Origin of the sequence: Desulfotignum balticum DSM 7044 (assembly GCF_000421285.1) — a bacterium.
In the GTDB taxonomy this organism is placed as follows: Bacteria; Desulfobacterota; Desulfobacteria; order Desulfobacterales; family Desulfobacteraceae; genus Desulfotignum; species Desulfotignum balticum.
This window is the reverse complement of the sequence record NZ_ATWO01000001.1, coordinates 2,944,681-2,964,368: the sequence shown is the minus strand read 5'-3', so window position 1 is coordinate 2,964,368 and position 19,688 is coordinate 2,944,681. Positions and strand designations below refer to the sequence as shown.

Genomic DNA, 19,688 nt, shown 5'->3' with positions numbered 1-19,688 from the left:
ATATCAGCCTCCTTACTTTAAGATATTTCGAATGATAACTTCGAAATATCTTAAAGTAAGGGCGCAAATATCGGTGAATTACATGGTGTCGTCCTGGGGATTCCCGTTCCGGGCCGCGGTATTGGCCAGTTCATCACAGCGTTCGTTCAAAGGATTGCCGCTGTGACCCCGGACCCAGACAAACCGCACATTCAGGGATTGAACCAGGGGCAGCAGCTGTTTCCACAGGTCCGGGTTCAGGGCCGGCTGGCCGTTGGACCGTTTCCAGCCTCTTTTTTCCCATCCTGCGGCCCATCCTTTGGTCAGGGCATCCACCACATACCGGGAGTCCGAGTGCACCACCACGGGGGAGACCGTTCCCTGAAGCGCTTGAAGGGCTTTGATCACGGCGGTCATCTCCATGCGGTTGTTGGTGGTGTGCCCGTAGCTGCCGGACAGTTCCTTTGCCGGGGTGTCCGGATGTTTCCGGATCACCACCCCGTATCCGCCGGGTCCGGGATTGCCGATGGCGCTGCCGTCCGTGTACACCACAATGGTGCCCTCAGGCCAGTCATTGTCAGCACCTGACGGGCCGTTGTTCCGGGATTTTTGACTGGAAGCGGTTTTTTTTCTGCCGGTTCCCAGGACGGGGTCCGCCAGAAAGGCCTCAGCCTGTTCCCGGGTTTTAAAGCTTTTGTAAACAGCCCCGGGAAATCCTTCCACCTGGGCTTTGGCCTCAGGCCAGGTAGTAAAAATGCCGGTGGTGCGACCGGTGGCGACAGCATAATATTTCATGCGGCGCACTATAGCGGCTTTGTTTCACCCTGTAAAGTCCCGGCAGGCATGAAAAAAATCATCGCCATGGGCTGGCAGTGCCGCTGTTTTTATGGTATTGCCGAAATAATAAAGACAATACCCGGCACCGATGCCGGCAGACACAGCAAGGAGCAGGGAAATGATTCATTCAGGCGCCATTCAGTCGCAGCGGCCTTATATGCGGATATTGAGCGATGATCAGATATTCGAGATCCGCCGGGCCGCCTTTGATATCATGTACAGTGTGGGGTTCCGGGTGCTTCATGACGGGGCCCGGCAGATGCTCAAAAAAGCCGGGGCCGTGGTGGCGGGTGACCATGTCCGGGTGCCGGAGTTCATTGTCAAGCAGTGCCTGACCACGGCACCCAACGGGTTTGTCCTGTATGACCGGCACGGAAACCGGGCTTTGGAAGTGGAGGGGCGGAAAAGCTATTACGGCACTTCCACTGGCAGCCCGCGAACCAAGGATGCCCGGACCGGTGAGATCCATCCCACCACGGTGGCGGATATCAGCATCGGGGCAAAGGTAGCGGATGCGTGTGAAAACATTGACTGGGTCATGCCCATGGGATCGTGCCAGGACGTACCTGCCATTGCCGCGGACCTGTATGAGTTTGAGGCCGTGGTGACCCACACGGTCAAGCCCATTGTGTTCATCGGGTATTCCGGCCGGGGCACAGAACTGGTGCTGGAAATGGCGGCCCAGGTGGCCGGCGGTATGGACAAACTGCGGCAGAAACCGTTCCTGGCCCTGTATCCGGAACCGATTTCTCCTTTGGTGCAGCCGGAAGAAACCGTGGACCGGATCTTTGCGGCAGCCGATTATTTTATTCCTCAGGTGCCGGGACCGGCTGTGCAGATGGGGGCCACGGGCCCCATGACCATGGCCGGGGTGGTGACCCTGATCACGGCGGAATCTTTGATGTGTCTGGTTTTGGCCCAGCTGCGCCAGCCCGGATGCCCCGTGTGTCTGAGCGGCAATGTCCAGATCCTGAACATGTCCACGGGCGTGTTTGGTGTGGGATATCCGGAGATGAGTCTGGGAATCTCGGCCCAGGCGGAAGTGGCCCAGTCGTTTGATCTGCCCACCTGGGGATATGCCGGGTGCACGGATGCCAAGGGGGTGGATGCCCAGGCCGGTCTGGAAAGCGGATTTTCCATCATCACCCAGGCCCTGGCCGGGCTCAACCTGATCCATGACGTGGGGTATCTGGACCAGGCCATGGTGTGTTCCGCAGCCCAGCTGGTGCTGGGTAACGAGGCCGTGGGCATGGCGAAAAAATTCATGAAAGGGATCCGGGTGGATGCCGGAACCATTGCCCGGCAGGTGATCGGAGACATCGGGCCCGGCGGGCATTTTCTGGCCCACCGCCATACCGTGGATCATTGCCGCACGGCCGTGTGGGGATCAAAATTGCTGGCCAGAGAACCCTATGAAATCTGGCAGGAAAAAGGGGAAAAAGATATGGCACAACGGATCCAGGATCGGCTGGCTGATATTCTGGATCACCACAAGGTGCCGGTGCTGCCCGAAAAAGTGCTGGCAGCTATGGCAGAAATCCGGGAAGCCGGGGTAAAGGAACTGACTGCTGGTTGACAGGAGAAAACATGATGACCCGAAAATTGCCGAAATCCCCGGAGCCGTCCCTGGAAAATCTGGAAAAACTGGACGGCATGGCCCGGCGAATTCTCTCAGAGATCGGTATCCGGATCTTAAGCCGGCCGTATCTGGATCTTTTGTCGGAAAAGGGAATATCCATGAAAGCGGACCGGGCCGTGTTTTCTCCGGATCAGGTGGATGCGCTGCTGGGCAGCGCCCCGGCACAATTCACCCTGCACGGTATTTCACGGGAACATGACATGATCCTGGGAGATGGATCGTCCAGCCTGGCCCCGGGTTATGGATGCGCGTCCGTCATGGATCCGGACGGCAATATCCGAAATGCTATTTTCCAGGATCATGTGGATTTTTTGAAACTGGTACAGGTCAGTGACCTGTTTCACATTAACGGCGGGATCCTGGCCCAGCCTTCGGATGTGGCTGCTAAGGTCAGTCACCTGGCCATGATGTATGCGGCCCTGATCTATTCGGACAAATGTGTTTTCGGCATTCCGGGCCGCCGGGAGCACATGGAAGATATCATGGCCCTGGCGGCCATCCGCACGGGCGGGAAAACGCCGCTGGTCCAGACGCCCCGGGTGCTTACCATGATCAGCCCGGTGAGCCCGCTCCAGGTGGATGACACGGGGCTGGCGGCCCTGGATGTGGCGGGAAAATACGGCCAGCCCGTGATTCTGTCCCCGGGGGTGGCGGCCGGCACCACGGGTCCCATTGATCTGGCCGGCAATGTGGCCATGGCCACGGCCGAAGCGTTAGGGCTCATCTGCCTGGCCCAAACCCTGCATCCGGGAACCCCGGTGATTTTCGGAATCCAGTGCTATGGGTCGGACATGAAAACCGGCAATATTTCCATCGGATCCCCGGCCTATGCGCTCCAGGCAAAATACTGTGCGGCCCTGGCCCGGTATTACGGGGTGCCCAGCCGGGCCGGAGGATCGGTCACGGATGCAAAAAGCCTGTCCGCCCCGGCCGGGTATGAGAGCATGCTGTCCATGTTCACGGCCCTGCAGAACGAAGTGAGCCTGATCGTGCACAGTGCCGGCATTCTGGACAGCTTTGCCGCCATCTCGTATGAAAAATTCATCATGGACCTGGAGATTATCCAGATGATTCAATTCTATATGGATGACATGATCGTGGATGACACCACCCTGAATTTCGATCTCATTGAATCCGTGGGGCCGGGGGGGTTGTTTCTCACCACCATGGACACCATGAAAAAATGCCGGACCCATACCTGGAACCCATCCGTGGCGCTGCGGGGGCACCTGACCGGCATGTCTCCCCAGGAAAAACTGCTGAAAAACATCCAGGATACCCGGGACGGGATGCTGGCCCGGTATGTGCCCCCAGAGATCGATCCCGGGGTGTTGAATGCCATGAATACCTTTATGGAAAAAAAAGGGGTGGACCCGGATGACCTGCCCCTGTATCATTGATTGATGCGTAACCCGAATTCAAGGATCGCAGGTGAATCAGACGCCGGCCGGACACTCATTGACAGGGAGATACCCGTCAACTACCCCGGCCTGAAGGCCGGAGCTTGTAAAAGGCTCCATGGTTGACCAGGGAAATGTTCAAAGTTTAATGGCAAATACAAAAAAGGAGAACATTAAAAGTTGCATAGAGAGCTAAAGACCAACGGCGGGATGCTTCCTCAGTCCCGCCCTCTTGAAGCCCGGGTTGCAGACAACCTTCAGGGGTGTGGACGAAACGGGTCCGGGCATACAGCCGCTGTGCAACAATCCCGAGGGGAGAGTTCAACCGATGCCAGGGTTGAACCGTCACCCGCCGTGTGCCCTATGGGTGCCTTTGCGGTGAACGGCGTAAGCCGTGTTTTTGTACTCGACAAGAAAGGTAAACCCTTAATGCCGTGTCATCCGGCCAGGGCAAGAAAGTTTCTTGCACAGGGCCGGGCGCGGGTTCACCAGATGTTTCCATTTACCATCAGACTCGTTGACCGGATCCGGGAAGACAGTGATGTGCAGCCGGTTAATGTGAAACTTGATCCCGGAGCCAAAACAACCGGCATGGCCGTGGTCAGACAGGATGGCGGTCATGCCCAAATCCTGCACCTGTCAGAATTAACCCACCGGGGCGCTGTCATCCGGAAGAAACTGGATCAAAGATCCAATTACCGGAGAAGGCGAAGAACCGCAAACCTCTGGTATCGGAAGAAAAGATTCGATAACAGAACCCGCCCCAAAGGGTGGCTTCCGCCAAGTCTCAGATCACGGGTGGATAACACTTTATCCTGGGTAAAGAAGTATCAAAGGTTCTGTCCGGTCACAGGCATTGTCCTTGAACGGGTCCGGTTCGATACTCAGAAACTGCAGAACCCGGATATTTCAGGGATCGAGTATCAGCAAGGCACACTGTTCGGGTATGAGGTAAAAGAATACCTGCTTGAAAAATTTAACCGGACTTGTGCCTACTGCAATGGCTTGAGCAAGGATCCGGTCTTGGAGATTGAGCATTTCATCCCCCGCAATCCCTCAAAAGGGGATAAGGGATCAAACCGAATCAGTAACCTGGCCATTGCCTGCAAAACCTGTAACCAGGAATCAAAAAAGAACCTGCAGCCGGCAGACTGGATCAGCCTTTTATCCAGGTCCCGGAAAAAGATAGATCAGGTCCGGTTAAAAAATGCCACCAGGTTTCTGGAAGGTAAAAGGCCCTCCCTTGCATCAACCGCAGCGGTAAACGCCACCAGGAACGCTATCTTTTTTGAACTCAGGGACCTGGGCCTGCCGGTAGAATGCTCAACCGGTGGCAGGACAAAATACAACCGGTCCCGGCTGGACATACCCAAAACCCATTGCCTGGATGCTGCCTGCACCGGCCATGTGGATTCGGTATCCGGCTGGAAACAAAACGTGTTCCTGATAAAGGCCATGGGCCGGGGCAGTTATCAAAGAACCCGTGTGGATAAATACGGCTTCCCCCGGGGAACCTTAATGGCCCAAAAGACGGTAAAGGGTTTTGCCACCGGGGATATGGTTAAAGCAATCGTTCCTACTGGTAAGAAGAAAGGAACGTATATTTGCAGAGTGGCTGTCCGGAAGTCCGGCAGCTTTAATATCCAAACTAATACGGAAACCGTCCAGGGAATATCCTGGAAGTATTGCAAAATCATATCCCGTCAGAACGGGTATAATTTTGCAAGCCAAGTTTCCTCCCCGACATGAATGACGGGGTTTCCACTTGGAGAACTGGATGAAACAGACCATGAAAGCGATTGTCAAGGCAAAACCGGAGCAGGGGCTGTGGCTCCAGGAAGTACCCGTGCCGGAGATCCGGCACAATGAGGTGCTGATCAGAATCTTGCGTACCGCCATCTGCGGCACGGATGTGCATATTTACAACTGGGATGACTGGGCCGCAAAAACCATTCCCGTGCCCATGCATGTCGGCCATGAGTTTGTGGGTACTATTGAAAAAATAGGATCCCATGTGACGGACTTCAAAAAAGGGGATCTGGTGTCCGGGGAAGGGCATCTGGTGTGCGGCCACTGCAGAAACTGCCTGGCCGGAAGGCGGCATCTGTGCAAAGACACCCAGGGGGTGGGCGTGAACCGGCCCGGGGCCTTTGCCGAATTTCTGGCCATTCCCGTGACCAATGTGTGGTATTGTGATTCAAAAATTCCTCTGGAAACCCTGGCCTGTTTCGATCCCTTAGGCAATGCCACCCACACGGCCCTGTCCTTTGACGTGCTGGGGGAAGATGTGCTGATCACGGGGGCCGGCCCCATCGGGTGCATGGCCGTTTCCATTGCCCGGCATGCCGGGGCCAGGTATGTGGTGGTCACGGATGTCAACCCTTACCGCCTGGATCTGGCAAAAGCCGCCGGGGCCGATCTGGCCCTGGATGTCACCCGGCAAACCATTGCGGAAGCCCAGAAAACACTGGGTATGAAGGAAGGGTTTGACGTGGCCATGGAGATGTCGGGCAACCCCTCGGCTTTGGCAGGGATTTTAGACAATATGTGCCACGGGGGCAAAATAGCGCTGCTGGGGATCATGCCGGACCAGACCCCCATCGACTGGAACAAGGTGGTGTTCAACATGCTCACCATCAAGGGGATCTACGGCCGGGAGATGTATGAAACCTGGTACAAGATGACCTCCATGATCCAGACCGGCCTGGACATCACGCCTTTGATCACCCACCGGTTCGCCTATACCCAGTTTGAAGACGGGTTTGAGGTGATGCGCTCGGGCAGATCCGGCAAAGTGATCCTGGACTGGACCCGGACCCAGTAATTTTATTGGGTTGGAGCGGGTTACCACGAAGGACACGAAGATCACGAAGATGGGAGAATGAGTTATCTCCCTTCGTGTCCTTCGTGATCTTCGTGGTGCAATAAAAATAGAGACTGAAATGAGGCATGACCTCAGAAAATAAAACAGGAGAAGGACAGATGAGTACAGATAAACTGGACAGCAGCCTGGAACTGGAACTGGCGGCCCTGAAAGAAGAAGGCCGGTCCAAATCATCGGAACGGATCATTCAGGGATATGTGCCGCCGGAAAAAGACCGGGGTCCCCGGTACCGGCTGGTGGGCTCGGACCAGGCATACATGCGGTTCAATTCCAATGCCTACCTGTCGTTGTCCAACCATCCGGAACTGATTGAGGCGGCGGACCAGGCCACCCGGGAATTCGGGGTGGGGCCCGGGGCCGTGCGGTTCATTGACGGCACGTTTATCCATCATGTGAGCCTGGAGGAACGTATTGCCGGATTTGTGGACAAGCCGGCCGCCAAAATTTTCAACTCCGCCTACACGGCCAACTGCGGACTGGCGTTGGCCATTTCCGGTAAAAACAGCCACTGGATCGGGGATCAGCTCAACCACAACTCCATTATCCGGGCCATGCGTATCAGCAATGTGCCCAGTGAGAACAAAGGCATTTACCGGCACAATGACATGGCGGATTTGAAACGCTGCCTGGATGCCGTAAGCCCGGACATGGACCGCGTGGTGGTGATTTTTGACGGGATTTTCAGTATGCGGGGGGATTTTGCCCCCATCAATGAGATCGTGGAAATCTGCCGGGAGTATGAGGAAAAATTCCGGGACGGGGTGATCACGGTGGTGGATGATTCCCATGGTATCGGGGCCTTTGGAAAGACCGGCCGGGGAACCCCGGAATATGCCGGGGCCTGGCCGGATGTGGTGGTGGGCACTTTTGGCAAGGCTTTTGGTGTCAACGGCGGGTTCATTGCCGGCAGCCGGACCCTGATCGAGGCGGTGCGGCAGAAGGCGGATACCTACATCTACACCAATCCGTTGAGCGTGGCGGATTGTGCCGCAGCCGTCAAGGCCCTGGAAATCTGCGACAGCCCGGAAGGACAGGCCCTTCTTACGCATCTGGCCGCCCAGACAAAGCGGTTCCGCAAAGGCCTGGATCGCCTGGGCCTGGAATCCATTGACGGTCCCCACCCCGTGGTGCCGCTCATGGTCCGGGATACCGCGAAAACCCATGAACTGGTATCTTATCTGTATGACCACGGGGTCCTGGTGGTGGGACTGACCTTTCCCGTGGTGCCCAAAGGGGATGAGACCATCCGGTTTCAGATCAATGCCTGCCATACACCGAAGGATATTGATCAGGTTCTGGACCTGCTGGGGGCTTTTTTTTCAACTCCTTGAAACCGGGGTGAAATCAGTGTAGAATAAAAAAATTGGCCCGGCAGTCTGAACCTGACCCGGGTATGATTCACCCAATTTTGACAAGGAGAACAACAGCATGGAGCCTGATAAATTCAGAGAATCCAGACAGGAAATAAACCGCATGTGTAAAAATGTGCATGCGCTGATCGACCAGAAAGCCTTGGAAGAGTCCAAACAAGGGTATGAAAAGGTGAATGAACAGTTAAAGATTCTTAAACCCCAGGCAGAAGGCGAGATCCAGAGACGGTCTGTCAAAAATCTGGGGATCAAGCTGAAAAATCTGTCAACCTTGATTCATAAATTAAAGCCCAAACCCGGTGCCCGAAAAGCCGGCAAAACAGGTATTGTCTGGGATGAGGCCCGTCTGGCTGAACTGAACCCCGTGTTTCTGGAAAAAATGTTGCACAATATCGGGACAGATGAAAATGCCACCGTGTGTCTGGGCACCACTGGAAAAGGCATCCGCCCCAATTATCAGATCCATTTCAGTGACAAGACCCTTACCGCATACAGTGGTGCCAGTCACAAACCCAACCAGAAACCCGGTGCCGACCACACGAAAAACGTTTCTCCGCCTTTTTCCAGAGCCATCATAGAAACGGCGCTCACGCAAAATATCCAGAAAGAAAAATAATTCATGAAAAAAATCGTGCTCATATGTTTGATATGGAGCCTGTGTTTGGTGGCACCGGTTCCCGGGTATGCGGAAGATATCTCCCCCCGGACCCAGCTTGAAGCCGGTATCGATGCCATTCTGGGTGTTTTAAAGGATGATGCGTTCAAAGGGGAGGCCAACACCGCCCTTCGGCGGGAGGCCCTGCGCAAAAAAATATATGAACGGTTTGATCTTGAAAAAATGTCCCAGTTCAGCTTGGGCCGTCACTGGCGGGGGCGGACGGATGAAGAACGGCAGACTTTTGTGGAACTGTTCTCCCGGCTTCTGGAAGAGACCTATGTGGGAAAAATTGAGTCCTATACGGATGAAAAGGTCGAGTTTGTCAAGGAACAGGTCCGGAACGACAAAGCCCAGATCGATACGAAAATTTTCACGGATACCATTGAAATTCCCATTGATTACCGGATGTACCGGACCGAGGCCGGTCAGTGGATGGTATATGATATTGTGGTGGAAGGCGTCAGTCTGGTGGCCAATTACCGGTCCCAGTTCGCCCGGATGCTGGAATCGGGTTCCTTTGAATCAATGATTCAGGAGCTTGAGCAAAAAACAGCTTCCAATGGATAATCTGCTCATCATTTTCTAACATTCTGCTCATCATTTGTTAAACAATTCCTTGTAAAAAAGGGGTATTTTCACGGTCAGTTCAGTGAATAACCCCTTTTTTTATTGCAAGGTGATCATGTCTAGTTCCAATTTGCTGCTGGTACTGCTGATGCTTACGACGGCCGGATATTATCTGGGTCGGAAAAAAGCAGTTACCGTGGCACAAGCCACGGGCAAAGGACAGCAGATACTGCACTCCAGACCCACTTACTACGGCGCACTGGCTGCTTTGTGGTGTGCTGTTCCGGCCCTGGCCATATTTATTTTCTGGCAGGCCGTTGGACCCACGGTGATCACCCAGCTGGTGGTTGCAGGGTTGCCGTCCGATCTTCAGGCCCTGCCTTCCGACCGTCTCGGGCTTTTGATGAACGATGTCAAAAACCTGGTGCATGCCGACATTGTTTCCGGTGAGATCAGTGTTGCCATCCAGGCGGCAGCCGACCATTACATCCGTCTTCAAACCCTCAGTCATGCGGCATTGGCCGTGCTGGTCCTGGTCGCGGGGATTGCCGGAATCCTTTGGATCCAAAAGAGAATCACCCCGGTGCTGCGGGCCAGAAACCATGTGGAAACCCTGGTGAAATATCTGCTGGTGGCGTGCGCTTCCATCGCTATTTTCACCACCATCGGGATTGTGCTGTCCGTGCTGTATGAAGCGATCCGGTTTTTCAAAGTCATTCCCGTCCATGAATTTTTATTCGGCCTGGACTGGAGCCCTCAGATGGCCATCCGGGCGGACCAGGTGGGTTCTTCCGGGGCGTTCGGTGCCATCCCCGTATTCATGGGAACCCTGCTCATCTCCGCCATTGCCATGTGTGTGGCCGTGCCCATCGGGCTGATGTCCGCTATTTATCTGTCGGAATACGCAGACAAACGGTTCCGGGCCGTGGCCAAACCCCTGCTGGAGATCCTGGCCGGGATCCCCACGGTGGTGTATGGATTTTTTGCGGCCCTGGTGGTGGCGCCCATGATCCGGAACGCCGGGGTCACCCTGGGGCTGGACGTATCATCGGAAAGTGCCCTGGCTGCGGGTTTGGTCATGGGAATCATGATCATTCCCTTTGTGTCTTCCCTGTCTGATGACGTGATCAATGCCGTGCCCCAGTCTTTGCGGGACGGGGCTTTGGGCCTGGGATCCACCAAAAGTGAAACCATCCGTCTGGTGGTGTTGCCGGCCGCGCTTCCGGGCATTGTGGGCGGGGTGCTGCTGGCCGTGTCCCGGGCCATCGGCGAGACCATGATCGTGGTCATGGCCGCCGGACTGGCTGCCAACCTGACCGTGAATCCGTTGAAAACCGTGACCACGGTGACGGTCCAGATCGTTACGTTGCTGGTGGGGGACCAGGAGTTTGACAGCCCCAAGACCCTGGCTGCTTTTGCATTGGGCCTGCTGCTGTTTGTCATCACCCTGATTCTGAATGTCATCGCCCTGGTGGTGGTGCGAAAATACAGAGAGCAATATGAATAATCTTATCCAAAATCAGCGGACCGCCCGGACAATGGATATCGTGAATCAGGGCCTGGCCCGGCGGTATCGGGCGGAAAAAAGGTTCCGGCTTTACGGCATTGTTGCCATTATTTTATCCATGATTTTTCTGGTGTTTCTGTTTGTCAGTATTTCAGCCAATGGGTACACAGCATTTCAGCAGACCTTTGTTCAACTGGATATCCATCTGGATCCCGAAATACTGGATGCCGGGTCTCTGGCTGATGCCAATTACCAGGGTCTGGTCAAACAGTCTTTGGCAGACATGTTTCCGGAAGTGACAACCCGCAGGGAAAAACGGCAGCTCTATGGCATGGTCAGCAACGGGGCGGCGTATCAGCTCCAGGACTATGTCCGGAAAAATCAGAACCAGATCGGGTCCGTGATCCAGATCTGGGTGCCGGCGGACGATGATGTGGACATGGTGGTCAAAGGCCATATCCGGCGGGACGTGCCGGAAGCGGAACGCCGGGTGAAAGACAATCAGCTGTCCTGGATCGATGAATTCCAGGAACAGGGACGGCTGGAAAAACGGTTCAATACCACGTTTTTTTCCGCCGGAGATTCCCGGGAGCCGGAACTGGCCGGTATTAAGGGGGCCGTATCCGGGTCTTTTTATACCCTGATCGTGACGTTGCTGCTGTCATTTCCCATTGGGGTGGCCGCTGCCGTGTATCTCGAGGAGTTTGCCCCCAAAAACCGGTGGACCGATATCATCGAGGTCAATATCAACAATCTGGCGGCCGTGCCCTCCATTGTCTATGGGCTGCTGGGCCTGGCCGTGTTTCTTAATTTTTTCGGCCTGCCCCGGTCCGTTCCCCTGGTGGGGGGACTGGTGCTGACATTGATGACGCTTCCCACCATCATCATTGCCAGCCGGGCCGCATTAAAGTCCGTGCCGCCTTCCATCCGGGAGGCCGCCTTAGGGGTGGGGGCGTCCAGAACCCAGATGGTGATGCACCATGTGCTGCCCCTGGCTTTGCCGGGCATGCTCACGGGCACCATCATCGGCATGGCCCAGGCGTTAGGAGAAACCGCGCCGTTGCTCATGATCGGCATGGTGGCCTTTATCGTGGACATCCCGGGCGGATTCACAGATCCGTCCACAGTGCTGCCCGTGCAGATCTTTTTATGGGCCGACAGTCCGGAACGGGCGTTTCTGGAAAAAACATCCGCCGCCATCATGGTGCTGCTGGCGTTTCTGGTGACCATGAACGCTCTGGCCGTGTTTTTGCGCAAAAAGTTTGAAAGAAGGTGGTAAGCAAGTGTGAAATAAAAAGAATGTGAATGCATGTGTTATTTAATTTATCGTTTAAAGGAGAAACAAATGAAAAAAATGTTGATTGCAAGTCTGGCCCTGGTATTTGCCCTGGGCATTGGTAATGTTGGTGCGGCATCCCGGGATTATATCTCCATTGTGGGATCATCCACGGTATACCCGTTTGCCACAGTGGTGGCGGAAAATTTCGGCAAAGCGACCGGTTTCAAAACCCCGACCATTGAATCCACGGGATCCGGCGGCGGGCACAAACTGTTCGGCGCCGGCGTGGGCGTTGAATATCCGGACATCACCAATTCCTCCCGGCGGATTAAAAAATCTGAATTTGAAGCGGCTAAAGCCAACGGGGTAACCGAAATCGTTGAGGTGAAAATCGGGTATGACGGGATTGTAATTGCCAATTCCAACAGAGCCCCGCTGTTCAAGCTGAGCCGCAAGGATATCTTTCTGGCCTTGGCCAAAGATGTCCCCTCCGGAAACGTGGCCGGTAAAACCATGCCCAATCCCAACAAAACCTGGAAAGATGTGAATTCATCTCTGCCGGACATCAAGATCGAAGTGCTGGGGCCGCCGCCCACCTCCGGTACCCGGGACGCGTTTGTGGAACTGGCCATGGAAGGCGGTGCCAAAAAATTTGCCTGGATTGCCGATCTGAAAGGCCAGGACAAAAAAGCCTACAAAGCCCTGTGTCACACCATTCGTGAAGACGGCGCCTATATCGAGGCCGGTGAAAACGACAACCTGATCGTGCAGAAACTGGATACCAATCCCGATGCCTTAGGTATTTTCGGGTTCTCTTTTCTGGATCAGAACGCAGACAAGCTTCAGGGCGCGCTTGTGGACGGCATTGCCCCGGAGTTTGAAGCCATTGCAAACGGCAGTTATCCCGTGTCCCGGCCGTTGTTTTTCTATGTGAAAAAAGCCCATGTGGACAGCATTCCCGGGATCCGGGAATTTCTGGCCGAGTTTACCAGTGAGAAAGCCTGGGGAGACGAGGGATATCTGACGGACAAAGGTCTGATTCCCATGCCTGAAGCGGAAAGAAAACAGTTCCGTCAGGCCGTTGAAAATCTGACCCCGCTCTCTGCTTCCGATCTGTAATCTCTATCCAGTTTTTTACTGATTACCGGGCAGGTGCTTTTGCATCTGCCCGGTTTATTTTTTTATGGCATTTTGGGTGGCACGGGCCGTGAGATACCGGTCAATACTCTTTGCCCCGGATAATGGTGATGATCAGCCACAAGCCGATCACGGCGGAAATCAGGTATCCGGCCATGCCCAGGGCCGGGTATCCGAAGAGCAGCGGGCCCACGCCCGTGGTGATGATCATGGAGGACCCCATGATCATGGCGCCTAAAACAATGCCCAGAGTCAGGCGGTTGAAGCTGCTTTCCAGGGCTTTTTGCAACGGATTCAGATTCTTGTGATCAAATCCGATGGTCACGTTATCGTGTTCGATTTTTTTCAGGATGGTGGATACCGTCTGGGGCAGGTGCTGCTGCAGTCCCCACATGGCAGAGACATTGTTGCGCAGCCGCTGCCAGATATAGCCTTTGGAGTACTGCCGGGACACCAGCCGGCGCACATGGGGTTTGGCTTCTGAAATCACATCCAGCTCCGGGTAGAGCATCCGGGCCGTGCCTTCCACGGTGATCAGCGCCTTGATGACGATGGACATGTCCGCCGGCAGCCGCAAAGCATGGGATTTCAACACCCCGACCAGGTCTTCCAGCAGCGATCCCACCCGGATCTGTTTCAAGGGTAAAGACAGATACACATCCATGATCTCCATCAGATCTTTTTCCAGTTGGCGGGCATTGACACTTTTGCGGGCCGTTGTAATGCTCAGCACCATCTGTGCCAGTTTCCGGCTGTCTTTGTCTACCGCAGCCCGGATGAAAAACAGCAGATCGTTTCTTTCCTCCGGTGTGAGCCGGCCCACCATGCCCCAGTCCATGAGACACAGGCGCTTGTCAACTGTGATCACCATATTGCCCGGATGAGGGTCTGCATGATAGAACCCGTGTTCCAGAATCTGAAGCACAGCGGACTGCATCCCGCTCACGGCAAGGGCTTTGCGTTCTTCTACCGGCAGATCCATATGGGACGTGATTTTGGTTCCCTTGATAAATGCCGTGACCAGGACTTTCGGGGTGTTGTATTCAGTGAACACGTCGGGGATGACAATGTCGGAGTTGGTTTCAATCTTGGATTTGGCAATCTGGATATACCGGCCTTCCCTGGAAAAATCCATCTCCTTGAGCAGGGTTCTGCGGTTGGCCGCCACAATGCCCGGGAGATCATATACCTGCATGCTTTCCATGTTGTTGTGAATTTTTTCAGCCAAAACCTCCAGAATACTCAGATCGGTTTCAACGGTTTTGACAATGCCCGGCCGCCGGACTTTCACAGCCACCACCCGGTTCAGGGTCGGGTGGATTGCCTTGTGCACCTGGGACAAAGATGCGGCTGCCAGCGGTTTGGGATCAAAGGATCGAAACAGTTTTTCCAGCGGGGTATCAAACTCCTGCTCCAGCACCTGCTTGACCTCATCAAAAGAAATGGTTCCCACAGCATCCTGGAGTTTTGTCAGCTCCCGGATCATGGGCACGGGCAGGATATCGGGCCGCATGCTCAAGATCTGTCCCAGTTTGACAAAAGTGGGGCCCAGTTCTTCGATGACCATCCGGATGCGCTGGTACACATCCGTGTCTGTATCGGTTTCAGGCGAGACGCTGTGCATCAGATGTTTCACCGGCAGGTCCAGACGCTGAATGATGTCCCCAAATCCGAATCTGGCCATGATGATGGCCATGTCCTTTAACCGGGCCAGATGGGTGAATGTTTTGAATTCCATAAAAGGATCTTCTTTTTGCAATGGGATTGTCAATATGGGTTGCTATTCCATGGGCACTTGATCTAAAATATTTTCAACCAATGAAAGGAGGTTGAACATGTTGTACTCAGGGCACTTTTCATTTGATGAGATCACCCCGTCCGGCATGGAACGACATGGCTATTTTACCTGCCTGGTCAAGGCCGGCACCCCGGAACTGGCACTTCAGAATTTTAAACAGCGCATCCAGATCATCAAAGAAGATATCAAGGATCCGCTTTTTAAATATATTCAGGTCGTTTATGTGGAAGATATCATCGAGATCGCGGACAGCCCGGAAGAGGCGGTCGTGACCCGGTTTCAATCTTCTGACGGGCCGTTTCCCAAATCCAGAAGCTGTGCTCTGCCTCTTTCCGATACAACGGATATCAAGGCGTATCAATGGGTGCCGGAATCCGATTTTTCAACGGATCAGAAAGAGGCAAACGGTGAATATCAGGAAGCGATTCCGTTTCTGCGGTTTTGAACCTAGCTGTTTCGTTCATAAGTGCCCATCAGTTCGGCATGGAACAGGACATGGCCGGCCAGGGCTGTTTCCACGTCTGCTTTGGTGCTTTTTTCAGGCAGATCCAGCCGGGTATCCAGGGCAAATACCTTGAAGAAATACCGGTGCTCCCGATCCGGGGGGCAGGGTCCGAAATATCCGGTTTTTCCGTTGGTGCCGATGCCGGGGATACCGTCGGGCTCCGTGTTTTCTTCAATGGTTCTGGTATCCGGCGGCATATTGAATACCACCCAGTGATCCCACATGCCGTCCTCCCGCAGATGTCTGGGAACATCCGGATCCTCCATGATCAGTACCAGGCTTTCGGCTTCATGAGGCACCCCCGTGATCTCCAAAGGCGGGTTCACATTGTCGCCGTCACACGTGTAAATGGACGGAATTCTTTCTCCCGGTTTGAATGCGGAACTGGTCAGTTTCATGATAACCTCCCATGGGTTTGAAAAGGGTTAACAATTTGACGATATCCGTTGTGACATTTTACTCTTTTATTCTATGCATATCCGCTTGTTTCGTCAATGGGGGATTGTTTGCTTTGGGCTGCCCCTGTTTGGCACTTGACATAATGCCGTGGCAGCTATAGTTGTTATGAAATTTTGATGACTGGGTGTGAATTCATGATTTCATGCTATGTTGCCGGGGAAAACGAGTGTTGACATGTTAACGGTTGCCATTTTCAGTGTTGCCTATCTGGGCATTGCCTTGGGAAAAATTCCCGGGCTGGTGATCGACCGGGTGGGCGTGGCCCTGCTGGGTGCCATCGCCATGGTGGTGTGCGGGGTGGTAACGCTGGAAGGCGCGGTGCAGGCGATTCATTTACCTACCATTCTGCTGCTCTATTCATTGATGATCATTTCCGCCCAGTTGCGTCTGGGCGGTTTCTACACCCGGGTGGCATTGCTGATCGTTCCTTTTTATGCCCGGCCCCGGATTTTTTTGGGGATACTTATGGGGGTGAGCGCGGTGTTGTCCGCGGTGCTGGCCAATGACATCGTGTGCTTTGCATTCACGCCGGTACTGGCGGTTTCCCTGGTAAAAGCAAAACTGGACCCGCTGCCGTTTCTGATCGGTCTGGCGGTTTCCAGCAATATCGGATCCGCTGCCACCATCATCGGCAATCCCCAGAACATGCTCATCGGACAGACCGGATATCTGGATTTTATGGCGTTTTTTTTCTGGTGCGCACCCCCCTCACTGCTGGCTCTGGTTGCCGGATACGCCATTATTTTGTGGATGTATTGGACAGGATTTCAGTGTGGGGATCGGAAAGGATTTCTGGATGACCCGCTGGATGGCCGAAAAGTCCCCGGGCCTTTGTTTGACCGGTGGCAGACGGCAAAAGGGGGAATCGCCGTTGTGATCCTCGTGGGGCTTTTTTTTACTGGTATCCCCAGAGAATATTCCGCCATCTGCATTGCCGGAGTTTTGTTGTGCAGCCGGAAAATGAAAACCAGAGATATCATGGGACTGGTGGACTGGCATCTGATTACCCTGTTTTGCGCGCTTTTTATCATAATTCATGGAATGGCAGACAGCGGGTACCTGGAATGGGCCATGGTCCGACTGTCGGACATGGGCATGCATCTGAGCCATCTGCCGGTTCTGGCCGGTATATCCACGCTGTTGAGCAATCTTTTCAGCAATGTGCCGGCAGCCATGCTTTTGATCTCGTTTCTGGATCCGGCAGAACCGGTTCAATGGTACACCCTGGCAGTATCCAGCACGTTTGCCGGCAACCTGTTTCTTTTAGGCAGCATTGCCAACCTCATCGTGGTGGAACAGGCATCCATTCACGGCATACGGATTTCATTTCTGCGTCATGCAGCCGTGGGCGCGCCTGTGACCCTGGTTTCCCTGGTGATTTTATGGGCATGGTTTGCCATCATTTGAAAGGCTGATATGAATCATATTTTTTCTTCCGTGTTTGTCGTTGATCGGCGGTACTATCCCACCGACCTGTTCGAAACCAAGCTGAATCAGGTGCAAAAGGCCGATCCCAAAGGGTATCAGCGGATCCGGAAAACCATTGACCGGTTGCTGATCGACCCGTCCATCTCAGACGGCAAGATGAAAGGGGTGTACCACGGCAGGCTCAAAAAATATGTGGGCCGCCGGGACTACCGGCTCATTTATTACTGGTGCGAACGATGTCTCAAGGAAAACAAGCGGTTGCACTGCGGCCCCATCCCCAACAACAGCGTGATCTTTTTTGACCTGTATCATAAAAAAGACAAAAAAAAGCTCAAGCAGCTGGAGTAGAAAACAGGGCCATGGACTGAGCCGCCTTATCCCGGAGAGAAAAAAGACCGCAGGGTCTCCACCCCGTCTTTGACGGCTTCGGCAGAGGCATCCAGCGCCGTTTTTTCCGCATCCGTCAAAGGCAGTTCCAGGATTTTTTCCACCCCGTTTTTTCCCAGCAGGGCAGGTACCCCCAGAAACATATCCTGGTACCCGTATTCTCCCCGCAGATAGGCGGACACCGGCACCACCCGCTTTTCATCCTTGATGATGGCTTCCACCATCTTGGCAACCGAAGCCCCGGGCGCATAAAACGCAGACCCCTGTTTAAGCAGGGATACAATTTCTCCCCCGCCCGTTCGGGTGCGGTCGATCAGTTTTTCAAGATCATCCGGCCCAATCAGTTGTGTGACCGGAATGCCGTTCACCCGGGTGTATCGGGGTAAGGGCACCATGGTATCCCCATGACCGCCTAAGACCATGGCCATGACATCCCCGGGCCACACGTTGAGTTTTTCCGCGATAAAATACCGGAATCTTGTGGCATCCAGGACTCCGGCCATGCCCATGACCCGCTTGAGGGCGAATCCCGTTTCCTGGAGCGTGGCCATGGCAATGACATCCAAGGGATTGGACACCACCACCACCACGGCATTGGGGGCGTATTCGGCAATAGCCTGGGCCGCTTTTTTGGCGATATCCACGTTGATTTTCATCAAATCCATGCGGTCCATGCCCGGTTTCCGGGGAATCCCGGCGGTGAGGATCACCACATCCGAATCTTTGATGTCTTGATAATCATTGGTGCCCAGGATGTGGACCTGATAATTTCTCATGGGCGCGGCATGAAGATAGTCCAGTGCCTTGGCCTGGGGAAGTCCTTCTACCACATCCACCATCACGATGTCGGCCAGGTTTTTTTCCGCAATGTAATACACGGCTGTGGCGCCCACGTTTCCGGCGCCGATAATGGATACTTTAGGCATGGGTGTCCTCCTTGATGGTCGCTTGTATGGCCCGGGCCCCGATTTTCAGGATGTCGATCTGGTTGTTGTCCAGACTGGGTTCCAATATTCTGGATGCACCCATGCGGTTGATTACGCAGGGCATAGACAACGCGGCATCTGTAATGCCGAACTGGCCGGACAGCATCCGGGACACGGACAAAACCCGGCCCGTGTCATGGCAGATGGCTTCAGCCAGGTCTGCGGCCACGGCCGACGGCCCGTAATAGGCGCTGGCCCGGCCGGCCAGTTCCACGATCAGGCTGCCGGCCTGACGGGTCTGATCGAACAAACGGTCAATGGTTTCGCGGGATAGAAAATGTTCAACAGGTACCCCGGATACGCAACAATAGTCCTGCAGGATGATCATGTCATCGCTGTGTCTTCCCACCACCTGGGCCGCGACATTTTCCATGGAAACGCCCAGCTCGTCCGCAATGAGAAACCGCAGCCGGGTGGCATCCAGAATCCCTCCCAGGCCCATGATTTTGTCTGGGGACAAAGAGGAATGCCGGGCAAACAGCGTGGTAAGCAGGTCCACGGGTTCAGAGACAATGATGACCCGGGTGTCCGGCCGGTTGATTTTCTTTGCATAGTCGATGATGATGTCTTTGTTGGCCTGAAACAGGGCATCTCTATCCATACCGGGTTTGCGTACGGCTCCGGCCGTGATGATGACGATATCCGCATTCAGTACATCCTGAGGATCATTTGCCCCTGAAATGACCGTGCGGTATCCCCGGATAGGGGCGGCTTCCATCATGTCCAGGGCTTTTCCCTGTGCCAGACCGTCCTGAATGTCGAAAAGGGTGACATGGTCCACCCCTTTTTCCGCCAGGAAAAAAGCGGTATTGGCCCCGACATTGCCGCTGCCGATGATTCCGATCATGAAAACCTCCTTGTCAATGTT

Annotated in this window: 18 protein-coding genes; 13 read left to right on the top strand and 5 right to left on the bottom strand. The window is 54.4% G+C overall.

All coding sequences use genetic code 11. From position 1 onward, the window contains the following. Positions 1-78 precede the first annotated feature (78 nt). Positions 79-774, bottom strand: coding sequence for a ribonuclease HI (gene rnhA / locus K365_RS25820; RefSeq protein ID WP_029725373.1), 696 nt, complete (start codon positions 772-774; stop codon positions 79-81). A gap of 160 nt (positions 775-934) precedes the next feature. On the opposite strand from rnhA, the gene K365_RS0114760 reads away from it, so the two are divergent. The 10 genes from K365_RS0114760 (at position 935) to K365_RS0114715 (ending at position 13,239) form a co-directional block, all read left to right on the top strand. After that, entirely contained in the window at positions 935-2,392 is a 1,458-nt protein-coding gene (locus K365_RS0114760) for a trimethylamine methyltransferase family protein (RefSeq protein ID WP_024335200.1), read from the top strand. Between the two features lie 11 nt (positions 2,393-2,403). Beyond that, complete coding sequence (locus tag K365_RS0114755; RefSeq protein ID WP_024335199.1) at positions 2,404-3,855, top strand: trimethylamine methyltransferase family protein; 1,452 nt, start codon at positions 2,404-2,406, stop codon at positions 3,853-3,855. Between the two features lie 210 nt (positions 3,856-4,065). Beyond that, entirely contained in the window at positions 4,066-5,604 is a 1,539-nt protein-coding gene (gene iscB / locus K365_RS0114750) for an RNA-guided endonuclease IscB (protein WP_337833252.1), read from the top strand. Positions 5,605-5,632: 28 nt separating this feature from the next. Next, on the top strand, positions 5,633-6,679 hold the full coding sequence (gene tdh / locus K365_RS0114745; protein WP_029725370.1) for an L-threonine 3-dehydrogenase: 1,047 nt from the start codon (positions 5,633-5,635) through the stop codon (positions 6,677-6,679). 158 nt (positions 6,680-6,837) lie between these two features. Beyond that, entirely contained in the window at positions 6,838-8,070 is a 1,233-nt protein-coding gene (locus K365_RS0114740) for an aminotransferase class I/II-fold pyridoxal phosphate-dependent enzyme (protein ID WP_024335196.1), read from the top strand. A gap of 97 nt (positions 8,071-8,167) precedes the next feature. Beyond that, positions 8,168-8,725, top strand: coding sequence for a hypothetical protein (locus tag K365_RS0114735; protein WP_024335195.1), 558 nt, complete (start codon positions 8,168-8,170; stop codon positions 8,723-8,725). A gap of 48 nt (positions 8,726-8,773) precedes the next feature. Continuing rightward, on the top strand, positions 8,774-9,334 hold the full coding sequence (locus K365_RS0114730; protein WP_245569183.1) for an MlaC/ttg2D family ABC transporter substrate-binding protein: 561 nt from the start codon (positions 8,774-8,776) through the stop codon (positions 9,332-9,334). A gap of 115 nt (positions 9,335-9,449) precedes the next feature. Continuing rightward, positions 9,450-10,841, top strand: a complete 1,392-nt coding sequence (gene pstC / locus K365_RS0114725) for a phosphate ABC transporter permease subunit PstC (RefSeq protein ID WP_024335193.1) — start codon at positions 9,450-9,452, stop codon at positions 10,839-10,841. Continuing rightward, positions 10,834-12,120, top strand: a complete 1,287-nt coding sequence (gene pstA / locus K365_RS0114720; protein ID WP_024335192.1) for a phosphate ABC transporter permease PstA — start codon at positions 10,834-10,836, stop codon at positions 12,118-12,120. Before pstC ends, pstA begins: the two co-directional genes overlap by 8 nt. A 66-nt stretch (positions 12,121-12,186) precedes the next feature. Next, positions 12,187-13,239, top strand: a complete 1,053-nt coding sequence (locus K365_RS0114715; protein WP_024335191.1) for a PstS family phosphate ABC transporter substrate-binding protein — start codon at positions 12,187-12,189, stop codon at positions 13,237-13,239. A gap of 100 nt (positions 13,240-13,339) precedes the next feature. Here the strand turns inward: K365_RS0114715 and K365_RS0114710 are convergent, their stop codons facing one another. Continuing rightward, entirely contained in the window at positions 13,340-14,995 is a 1,656-nt protein-coding gene (locus K365_RS0114710) for an ABC1 kinase family protein (RefSeq protein WP_029725368.1), read from the bottom strand. A gap of 97 nt (positions 14,996-15,092) precedes the next feature. On the opposite strand from K365_RS0114710, the gene K365_RS0114705 reads away from it, so the two are divergent. Further along, positions 15,093-15,500, top strand: a complete 408-nt coding sequence (locus K365_RS0114705) for a hypothetical protein (protein WP_024335189.1) — start codon at positions 15,093-15,095, stop codon at positions 15,498-15,500. 2 nt (positions 15,501-15,502) lie between these two features. On the opposite strand, the gene K365_RS0114700 is transcribed toward K365_RS0114705, so the two are convergent. Further along, on the bottom strand, positions 15,503-15,958 hold the full coding sequence (locus K365_RS0114700) for a YbhB/YbcL family Raf kinase inhibitor-like protein (protein WP_024335188.1): 456 nt from the start codon (positions 15,956-15,958) through the stop codon (positions 15,503-15,505). Positions 15,959-16,193: 235 nt separating this feature from the next. Here K365_RS0114700 and K365_RS0114695 point away from each other — a divergent pair, with 235 nt between their 5' ends. Together K365_RS0114695 and K365_RS0114690 are read left to right on the top strand one after the other, a co-directional pair. Next, a complete protein-coding gene (locus K365_RS0114695; RefSeq protein ID WP_024335187.1) occupies positions 16,194-17,426 on the top strand; it encodes an anion transporter in 1,233 nt (410 codons plus the stop codon). Between the two features lie 9 nt (positions 17,427-17,435). Then, positions 17,436-17,795, top strand: coding sequence for a type II toxin-antitoxin system RelE family toxin (locus K365_RS0114690; RefSeq protein ID WP_024335186.1), 360 nt, complete (start codon positions 17,436-17,438; stop codon positions 17,793-17,795). Between the two features lie 26 nt (positions 17,796-17,821). On the opposite strand, the gene mdh is transcribed toward K365_RS0114690, so the two are convergent. Continuing rightward, positions 17,822-18,760 (bottom strand): malate dehydrogenase, encoded by a 939-nt coding sequence (gene mdh / locus K365_RS0114685; protein ID WP_024335185.1) that lies wholly within the window; start codon positions 18,758-18,760, stop codon positions 17,822-17,824. After that, complete coding sequence (locus K365_RS0114680; RefSeq protein WP_024335184.1) at positions 18,753-19,667, bottom strand: malate dehydrogenase; 915 nt, start codon at positions 19,665-19,667, stop codon at positions 18,753-18,755. Before K365_RS0114680 ends, mdh begins: the two co-directional genes overlap by 8 nt. Positions 19,668-19,688 lie beyond the last annotated feature (21 nt).

Coding starts and splice junctions, on each gene's coding strand:
- rnhA (WP_029725373.1), bottom strand. CDS start 774: ATGAAATATTATGCTGTCGCCACCGGTCGCACCACCGGCATTTTTACT.
- K365_RS0114760 (WP_024335200.1), top strand. CDS start 935: ATGATTCATTCAGGCGCCATTCAGTCGCAGCGGCCTTATATGCGGATA.
- K365_RS0114755 (WP_024335199.1), top strand. CDS start 2,404: ATGATGACCCGAAAATTGCCGAAATCCCCGGAGCCGTCCCTGGAAAAT.
- iscB (WP_337833252.1), top strand. CDS start 4,066: ATGCTTCCTCAGTCCCGCCCTCTTGAAGCCCGGGTTGCAGACAACCTT.
- tdh (WP_029725370.1), top strand. CDS start 5,633: ATGAAACAGACCATGAAAGCGATTGTCAAGGCAAAACCGGAGCAGGGG.
- K365_RS0114740 (WP_024335196.1), top strand. CDS start 6,838: ATGAGTACAGATAAACTGGACAGCAGCCTGGAACTGGAACTGGCGGCC.
- K365_RS0114735 (WP_024335195.1), top strand. CDS start 8,168: ATGGAGCCTGATAAATTCAGAGAATCCAGACAGGAAATAAACCGCATG.
- pstC (WP_024335193.1), top strand. CDS start 9,450: ATGTCTAGTTCCAATTTGCTGCTGGTACTGCTGATGCTTACGACGGCC.
- pstA (WP_024335192.1), top strand. CDS start 10,834: ATGAATAATCTTATCCAAAATCAGCGGACCGCCCGGACAATGGATATC.
- K365_RS0114715 (WP_024335191.1), top strand. CDS start 12,187: ATGAAAAAAATGTTGATTGCAAGTCTGGCCCTGGTATTTGCCCTGGGC.
- K365_RS0114710 (WP_029725368.1), bottom strand. CDS start 14,995: ATGGAATTCAAAACATTCACCCATCTGGCCCGGTTAAAGGACATGGCC.
- K365_RS0114705 (WP_024335189.1), top strand. CDS start 15,093: ATGTTGTACTCAGGGCACTTTTCATTTGATGAGATCACCCCGTCCGGC.
- K365_RS0114700 (WP_024335188.1), bottom strand. CDS start 15,958: ATGAAACTGACCAGTTCCGCATTCAAACCGGGAGAAAGAATTCCGTCC.
- K365_RS0114695 (WP_024335187.1), top strand. CDS start 16,194: ATGTTAACGGTTGCCATTTTCAGTGTTGCCTATCTGGGCATTGCCTTG.
- K365_RS0114690 (WP_024335186.1), top strand. CDS start 17,436: ATGAATCATATTTTTTCTTCCGTGTTTGTCGTTGATCGGCGGTACTAT.
- mdh (WP_024335185.1), bottom strand. CDS start 18,760: ATGCCTAAAGTATCCATTATCGGCGCCGGAAACGTGGGCGCCACAGCC.
- K365_RS0114680 (WP_024335184.1), bottom strand. CDS start 19,667: ATGATCGGAATCATCGGCAGCGGCAATGTCGGGGCCAATACCGCTTTT.